The organism is Hymenobacter sp. AT01-02 (assembly GCF_000961955.2).
Classification (GTDB): domain Bacteria; phylum Bacteroidota; class Bacteroidia; order Cytophagales; family Hymenobacteraceae; genus Hymenobacter; species Hymenobacter mucosus.
In genome coordinates, this window is the sequence record NZ_JZIR02000131.1 from 1 (window position 1) to 543 (window position 543).

The window sequence follows — 543 nt, forward strand, 5'->3', positions numbered from 1 at the left end:
CGTGGTAGTAACGGCCGATATAGCTGACCGCACCGCCGTGGAGGCCGCCGTAGCGCAAGCCGCTACCACACTAGGTACCATTGATATTCTCATCAATAATGCGGGCATTGGCACCTTCGCCAAGCTGGTTGATATGGACCCCGCCGAATGGGAGAAGATCATTCAGGTAAACCTGATGGGTACCTACTACGCCACGCGGGCCGTGCTACCTCAAATGATTGCCCGCGAAACCGGCGACATCATCAATATTGCCTCTACTGCTGGCCAGCGGGGTGCCGCAACCACCAGCGCCTACAGTGCTTCCAAGTTTGCTATCATGGGCCTCACAGAGTCGTTGATGCAGGAGGTGCGCAAACATAACATCCGCGTGACGGCCCTAACGCCCAGCACGGTAGCCACCGAGCTAGCCATCAACAACAAGCTCACCGACGGCAACCCCGAGAAGGTAATGCAACCCGAGGACTTGGCAGAGTTCATCATTTCTCAGCTGAAGCTCAACCGTCGTATTTTCATCAAGGAAGCCGGCATGTGGAGCACCAACCC

1 protein-coding gene is annotated in these 543 nt (G+C 56.4%); it reads left to right on the top strand.

What is annotated here, in order from left to right; genetic code table 11:
* Positions 1 to 543: 3-ketoacyl-ACP reductase (locus VI25_RS20995; protein WP_055562822.1), on the top strand; the 543-nt coding region annotated here is incomplete at both ends.